Source organism: Jiangella aurantiaca, assembly GCF_004349105.1.
GTDB classification, from domain to species: domain Bacteria; phylum Actinomycetota; class Actinomycetes; order Jiangellales; family Jiangellaceae; genus Jiangella; species Jiangella aurantiaca.
The window spans coordinates 1-5,932 of the sequence record NZ_SMLB01000089.1 but is presented as its reverse complement, the minus strand read 5'-3'; the positions used below and the strand labels follow the sequence as shown (position 1 = coordinate 5,932).

The 5,932-nt window shown below is 75.3% G+C and carries 3 protein-coding genes and 2 pseudogenes; 1 reads left to right on the top strand and 4 read right to left on the bottom strand.

The window, feature by feature from the left end:
* Nucleotides 1-181, top strand: a pseudogene (locus E1262_RS30720) (hypothetical protein); the annotation flags it as partial.
* A 30-nt stretch (nt 182-211) separates the two neighbouring features.
* Here E1262_RS30720 and E1262_RS29885 read toward each other — a convergent pair.
* The 4 genes and pseudogenes from E1262_RS29885 to E1262_RS30715 form a co-directional block, all read right to left on the bottom strand.
* Nucleotides 212-4,318: a S8 family serine peptidase gene (locus E1262_RS29885; RefSeq protein ID WP_132107988.1), complete on the bottom strand. Its 4,107-nt coding sequence runs from the start codon at nt 4,316-4,318 to the stop codon at nt 212-214.
* A gap of 16 nt (nt 4,319-4,334) precedes the next feature.
* Nucleotides 4,335-5,180, bottom strand: a complete 846-nt coding sequence (locus tag E1262_RS29880; RefSeq protein WP_132107987.1) for an Ig-like domain-containing protein — start codon at nt 5,178-5,180, stop codon at nt 4,335-4,337.
* A complete protein-coding gene (locus E1262_RS29875; RefSeq protein WP_132107986.1) occupies nt 5,177-5,575 on the bottom strand; it encodes a hypothetical protein in 399 nt (132 codons plus the stop codon). Before E1262_RS29875 ends, E1262_RS29880 begins: the two co-directional genes overlap by 4 nt.
* Nucleotides 5,572-5,932: pseudogene (locus E1262_RS30715) on the bottom strand (hypothetical protein); the annotation flags it as partial. The gene E1262_RS29875 and the pseudogene E1262_RS30715, both read right to left, overlap by 4 nt.

Genomic DNA, 5,932 nt, shown 5'->3' with positions numbered 1-5,932 from the left:
GGAGGCGAGGGCGGCGGGCGTCGCCGGCGTCCGGGCGCCCGACGGCATGGACGTCGGTTCGCCCCTGTGGATCACGGCGAAGGAGGACGGCCGCTGGCTGCTGACCGCTTGCCGGAACATCGGCGTCCCCGACGACGAGGACGTCGCGCCCGGCCGGCCCGTCTTCGGCGCGGCGTCCTGACCCTCGCCCTCACGCCGTTGATCGGTGCGGTCAGCGGGCGTTGCGGCCGACGGCGCGCTCGAGCACCGCGATGCCGTCGTCGCGGAGGTGCCGGATGAACAGGCGGTAGGCGCCGCGGATGCCGTGGATGCGCATCCCGGCCGGCCCGTCGACCGGGTCGGGAACCTGGTCGGCGAAGACGCGGAGCTCGTCGGCCAGGCGCTTGCGGATGGTGCCGTCGACCGCCTGGTACGCCACCGGGCCGAGCTGCCCCCACCGCCACTCCATCGGCGCCCGGCTGCCGTCGGCCGTCCGCAGCGCGACCGCTGCCGTGCGGCCGGCGTCCTCGCGCGGGACGAAGCCGCGCGCCGCGAACACCGTCGAGCCGAGGGCCTGCCGCACCGCGCTGGTCCGCTCTGACGTCGACACGTCGGCCGGGCCGAGCTTGACGCCGGCGCCGCGGACCCGCTCCAGCTCGCGCAGTGACGCGATGACGGCGACGACGGCCATCCGCCGGGTCTCGATGCCGAACCTGTTCGATCCCAGGTGACCGTCGCCCATGGCGCGCCAATGGTGCCCGCCCGGGACGGTCTTGCCGTCACCGTCGACGTCGCTGACGACGTCCAGCCCGCGGTTGTCGAAGTCGTGCAGGGCCAGGCTGACGATGTCGCCGAGGGAGATGTTCGCGACCGCCTCGCCGCCCAGCGTCCGGATCCGGTCCACCATGACGCTGCGGGTCACCCAGCCGAACCACCACGCCAGCTGCGGCAGTTGCTGCCGTTCGTCGAGCCGGTCGAACAGGAACCGGGCCAGGTACTGCAGGATCCGCTGGCCGCTGTCGGGGAACCGCTGCGCGTACCAGTCGCGGATCTCCGCGCGCGGCGTGCGGACGTGCCCGGCCGAGAACGAGTCGGTCAGGAAGTGCAGCCCGAACGCCTCCTTCGTCAGCGCCCGCCGCCACAGGGCCGCGTCCGCCGTGCGGCCGGCGTCCAGCGCGTCGACCAGCGCCTTCGCGTGCCAGCTGGTGTACGCCTGCCAGGCGGTGCCGCCGCCGGAGAAGTGGGAGATGTTCCGAGACGCCAGCAGGAGGTACCGGTCGGTGACGGACTGGATCGTCGCCGCGCTCGCGGCCGGCGCGGGGACGCCCTGTCCGGACAGCGACAGGCAGTGCCAGCGCGCGTACGCCAGCTCCACCCGTCCGGCCGCCGTCCGGGAGAGGTCACGCATCTCCTCGTAAGTCCCGAAGTAGTCGCCGGCCAGCGCCGTCACCTCGCCGAACGTGAGCCGGGCGGGCGGGTCGCCGTACGCCAGCGCCGTCAGTTCCTGGCCGGAGGCTCTGTCGGCGATGTCGCGGTGCTCGGGACCGCTGAACTCGGCGAGGTCGTCGCCGCTCTCCGCGGCGGCCTCCCAGCCGTCGGCGACGGTGTCCGCCTCGCCGGGGGCGGTCCCGAAACCCGACGCCAGCAGCTCCATGGCCTCGTCGCCGGCCGTCTCGGCCGCCTCGGCCGCCTCGGCCGTCTCGGTCTCGCCCGAGACGGACGGCGAGCAGGACATCCGGCCCGGCGTGAGCTTGTAGAGGTCGCCGATCGCCGGGTGGTCCGGCAGCAGGTTCACGGTGACGAGGAACTGCTTGTACCGGCGGTTCCGCTCGGCCGGGTCCTTCGTCGTCTTCGTCGTGTGGGCGACGGCCTCGCTCAGCAGCCGGGCGGTACGCCGCATCTGCTCCGCGATCTGGTCGTTGATGTCGCCCGGGCGCTTGTCCACCCACTTCGCGGACTCGGTGTAGGCGGCGATCTCGTACTGCATCATCGTCGCGTGGTCGGCCGGTGGCTTCCCACCGGCCTTCATGAACTGCCGGACGTGCAGCGCCTCGTGGTACAGGGTGGCGGCGAGCACCTGGGGGAACTCGTTGGCCCCGGGCGCCACGTACACCGCCGTCGGCGAGTTGGTCCACGCTGTGAAGCCGGCCTTCGCGACCAGTGCCGACGGCACGCAGCCCTCGAGGTCGCGGATGACGACCTTCGGCAGGTCCTTGAACATCTTCGGCCACAGGGTCCGGGCCGCCTGCACGTGCGCCGGGATCATCTCCTCCGCGTCCGGCGCTCCCGCGTCGAGCAGCTCCGCGTCGTCGGGCGTGTGCGGGCGCAGCAGCAGCTGGCCCGGCCCGAGCCGCGGCGGCGCCGCCTGGTCGTGCGGCAGCGTCGTGACCGCGCCCGGGCCGGACCGCCCGAGCGGCACGTCGACGAGCAGGTCGCCGCGGTCCGCGCGGGCGGCGACGTCCTGGCCGGGGCGGGCGAGCACGTCGAAGTGCTCGCCGACCCAGCTCGCCAGCTCACCACCGGGCCGGTACATCAGCTCGCGGAACGCCAGCGACGGGGTGACGGAACGGTCGGCAGCCATGATGGCCTCCTCGGGACGGTCGCGGACGGTGACGGCGGACAGGACGGCGGCCAGCCGGGTGAGGTCGAGACATCCGGCGCCCGTACGGACGGCCGGAGACGCACGCGGCGCGGGCTGGACGGCGTCGAGCACCAGCCGGCGGAGCTCGATCGCGCCGAGCCGTCCGCCGGCCGCCTGCAGGCACAGCGCGACGGCCCCGGTGACGTGCGGTGCCGCCATGCTGGTGCCGGACTTGCGGATCCACCCGCCGGGACTGCGGCGGGCCGCTGCGGGCGCGGACCGCGCGGACAGCACCGCGACGCCGGGCGCCAGCAGGTCCGGCTTGCCGCGCCCGTCGCGGGTCGGCCCGGAGCTGCTGAACCGGGCGAGCGCCCCGGCCGGGTCGTGGGCGTCGTACGCGCCGACGACCAGCGGCAGCCGGCCGGTCGCGATCGTCCCGACGGTGCCGGTGGGCTCGGCGTCGCCGGGCACGAACCGGGCCTGGCAGGGCACGCAGCGGTCATCGCGCTCGAGCCAGGCGTGGAACCGCCCGTCGGTGGCGCGCGCGGCGCGCAGGCTCACCGTCCAGACGCCGGCCGGCGCGGTGGCCTCGAGGAACGCGTCGACCTGGTGGTCGTGGTTGTTGGGGTCGCCGGCCCGGTGGTACAGCCGCCCGACGGCCACCCCGTCGACGACGACGGGGATCTGCTCGCCCAGCCGCACCCACGGGCCGGGGGCACCGCCGGGTGGCGTCAGCCGGACGTCGAACCGGTCGCCGCCGTCGTACCAGATCTCCAGCTCGTTCCGGCTCGGGTCGCCGGGCCGGGTCCGGAACGCCAGCGTGCGCGTGGAGCCCGGTGCGACAGTGCCTGCGGCATGCGCGCGGGCGCGGAAGTAGTTGCCGGCGCTCTGCACGACGAGCCCGCCGGTGGCGGAGCGCAAGAGCTCGTCGAGCGCCAGCTCGAGCAGGGTCCGGCCGTCGTGCGGGCCGCCGTGCCGCCCGACGCTGAGGTTGATCACCCACGGCCGGCCGGCCGCGGTGCGGCGTACGAAGTCGACCGCCTCGAGCAGGCGCACCGAGTCTCCGAGCGTCGCCGTCCCGCCGGTTCCCCGGTCGGCCAGGTGCACGAAGACCAGCGACGCGCCGGGCGCGACGCCGGGTGGGTCGGCGCTACCGGCGGCGATCGCGGCGACGTGGCTGCCGTGCGAGCCGCCGCCGCGGTCGGCGTCGGCCGGGTGGTAATCGAGCGCGCCGTAGGGGTCGGCGGTGCGCAGGGCCGCGTCGATGGCGGCGCGGTCGTGCACCCGGCCGTACCCGTACGGTGCCGGGCGGACGCCGTCGCCGGCCTGGTCGCGCTGGTCCCACAGCGCCAGCACCCGGCTACGGCCGGCGGCGTCCTTGAACGCCGGGTGGTCGACGTCCAGGCCCCAGTCGACCACCCCGACGACGACGCCGTCGCCGGTCAGTCCCGCCTCGTCCAGCGCCGCCGGGCGACGGAGATCCGCCGGGCGGAGTGCTCCGCGTACGGCCGGTTCCCACTCGACCGCCGGATCCGGGCCGTACCGGCGCGAGGCCTTCAGGCTGCGGACCGCCGGGTGGCGCCGGACCGCCGGGACCGCGCCGACCGGCAGCCGGCAGGTGGCGATCCGGCCGAACCGGGCCACCAGCCGCACGCCGGGCACGACGGCTCGCGCGTCGCGCAGCCGGATGATCGCCTCGATCTCGCGGTCCGGCGTCGCCCGTTCGGCGCGCAGCAGCTGCCACAGCGCCGGGTCCATCGGACGTCTCCGCCGCTCACTTCACGACGAGCGGAATCCGCTTGACCGGCACGCCCTCGGCCGACGCGATGAGGAACACGGTCCCGGCCTTGACTCCGGTGACCCTGCCCGTGGCGTCGACCCGGGCGACCTGGTCGTCCGTGGTCGACCACCGGACGGTGCGCCCGCTCACCACTTCGCCCCGCGGTGTGACGACCTGTGCGTTGAGCTGCAGGCTCGAGTTCGCCGCCAGTTCCGACGGCGCGGCCACGTCGATGCTCGCCTTGGCGCGCTGCTCGCCGAGGACGGTGATGCCGAGGATCGCCGCGCCGCCGATGACCCGCGGGTCGGCGACGAACGACTCCAGGCCACGGCCGCGGCGCTGCGGCGTCAGCAGCAGCAACGGCGCGAACCGCAGCGCGGCGCGCGCGTACACGTTCTGCGGCTGGTCGAACGATTCGACGAACTGGCTGACCGCGAGGCCGGCCACCGCAGCGTACTCGGAGCGGCTCATCCTCCTCCTCTGCAGGGCCAGCTCGCGGCGCAGACTGTCGTGGGCGACGCGCGAGTCCAGGTCGACGGCGCGGATCGCCGCCGCCGCGGCGCGGGCCGGCGGTGGCGGCGGTGGCGGCGGCATCGGCCGCGGGCGCACAGCCGTCGTGCGGGCCCGGCCCAGTGCCTGCGCGCGCACCTGCGCCTGCCGGCGGGCGACGGCGAGCTGCCGCGCCTGGGCCCGGCGGCGACGCGAGGCCCGCGACTCCTCGCTCTCGCCCTCGTCGGTCTCGCTGTCGTCCCATTCCAGGTCGCTCTCGGAGTCGTAGAGCTCGCCCTCGTCGTACTCGGCTGCCTCCGACTCCAGGCCTTCCAGCCACGTCGTGCTCACGATCGCACTCCCTCCTGTGGTGCCCCGCCGTTCGTGACCACGGAGTCGTCCGTGGCCCGGGTGCGGGCGGCGGCTCGCCGCTGGACGGCGGGCGCCACGTATTCGGCATAGAGCTCGAGGTCGGGGTCGGTCCAGCCGGCCCCGCCGCGGCCGGCGCACACGGGGCAGCCGGGGTCGTGACCCCAGCACACACACGCGCCCAGCGCCGCGGCGAGCAGGATCTCGGTGTCGCCCGGGCCTGCCGAGGGCTGCACGACAGTGACCGGCTGCGAGCCGGCGGGCTCGGTGGCCAGCCGGTCCAGCAGCTGCTCCAGGACCCGGTCCGCGAACCCGCGCGGATCCGGCAGCGCCTGGAACAGCAGCGACTCGAGCTGCTGTAACTCGTTGTGGCTCATGGCCAGCTCACCGCCTCGGTCAGTTCCGCGTTGTCGGCGTCGACCAGCGCCGTGTAGAGCGAGTCGTCGTCGCCCCACTCGGCTGCCTCCTCGGCGTCGCCGTGGCCGCCGAGATACATCAGCTCGTCCGCGTCGGCGGCGGCCCGCCCGAACACCGAGCTCAGCATGCTCATGAGCGCCGCCACGGGCACGCCGTCGACGGTGGCCCGCCCGTGCTGGCCCATCGCCAGGGCGAGCAGGCCCTTGGCCACCGTGGGGTGCTGCGTGAGGTACGCGGCCTGCGTCGCCGCCGCCGACCCGCCCGCTGCAGACGGAGCCGGGGTGACGGGCGCCGGGGTGGCGGCCGCAGGGGTGACG

What these genes read in the sequence shown, in the direction of transcription:
- E1262_RS29875 (WP_132107986.1), bottom strand. Translation starts at nt 5,575, where the DNA reads ATGAGCCACAACGAGTTACAGCAGCTCGAGTCGCTGCTGTTCCAGGCG.
- E1262_RS29885 (WP_132107988.1), bottom strand. Translation starts at nt 4,318, where the DNA reads ATGGACCCGGCGCTGTGGCAGCTGCTGCGCGCCGAACGGGCGACGCCG.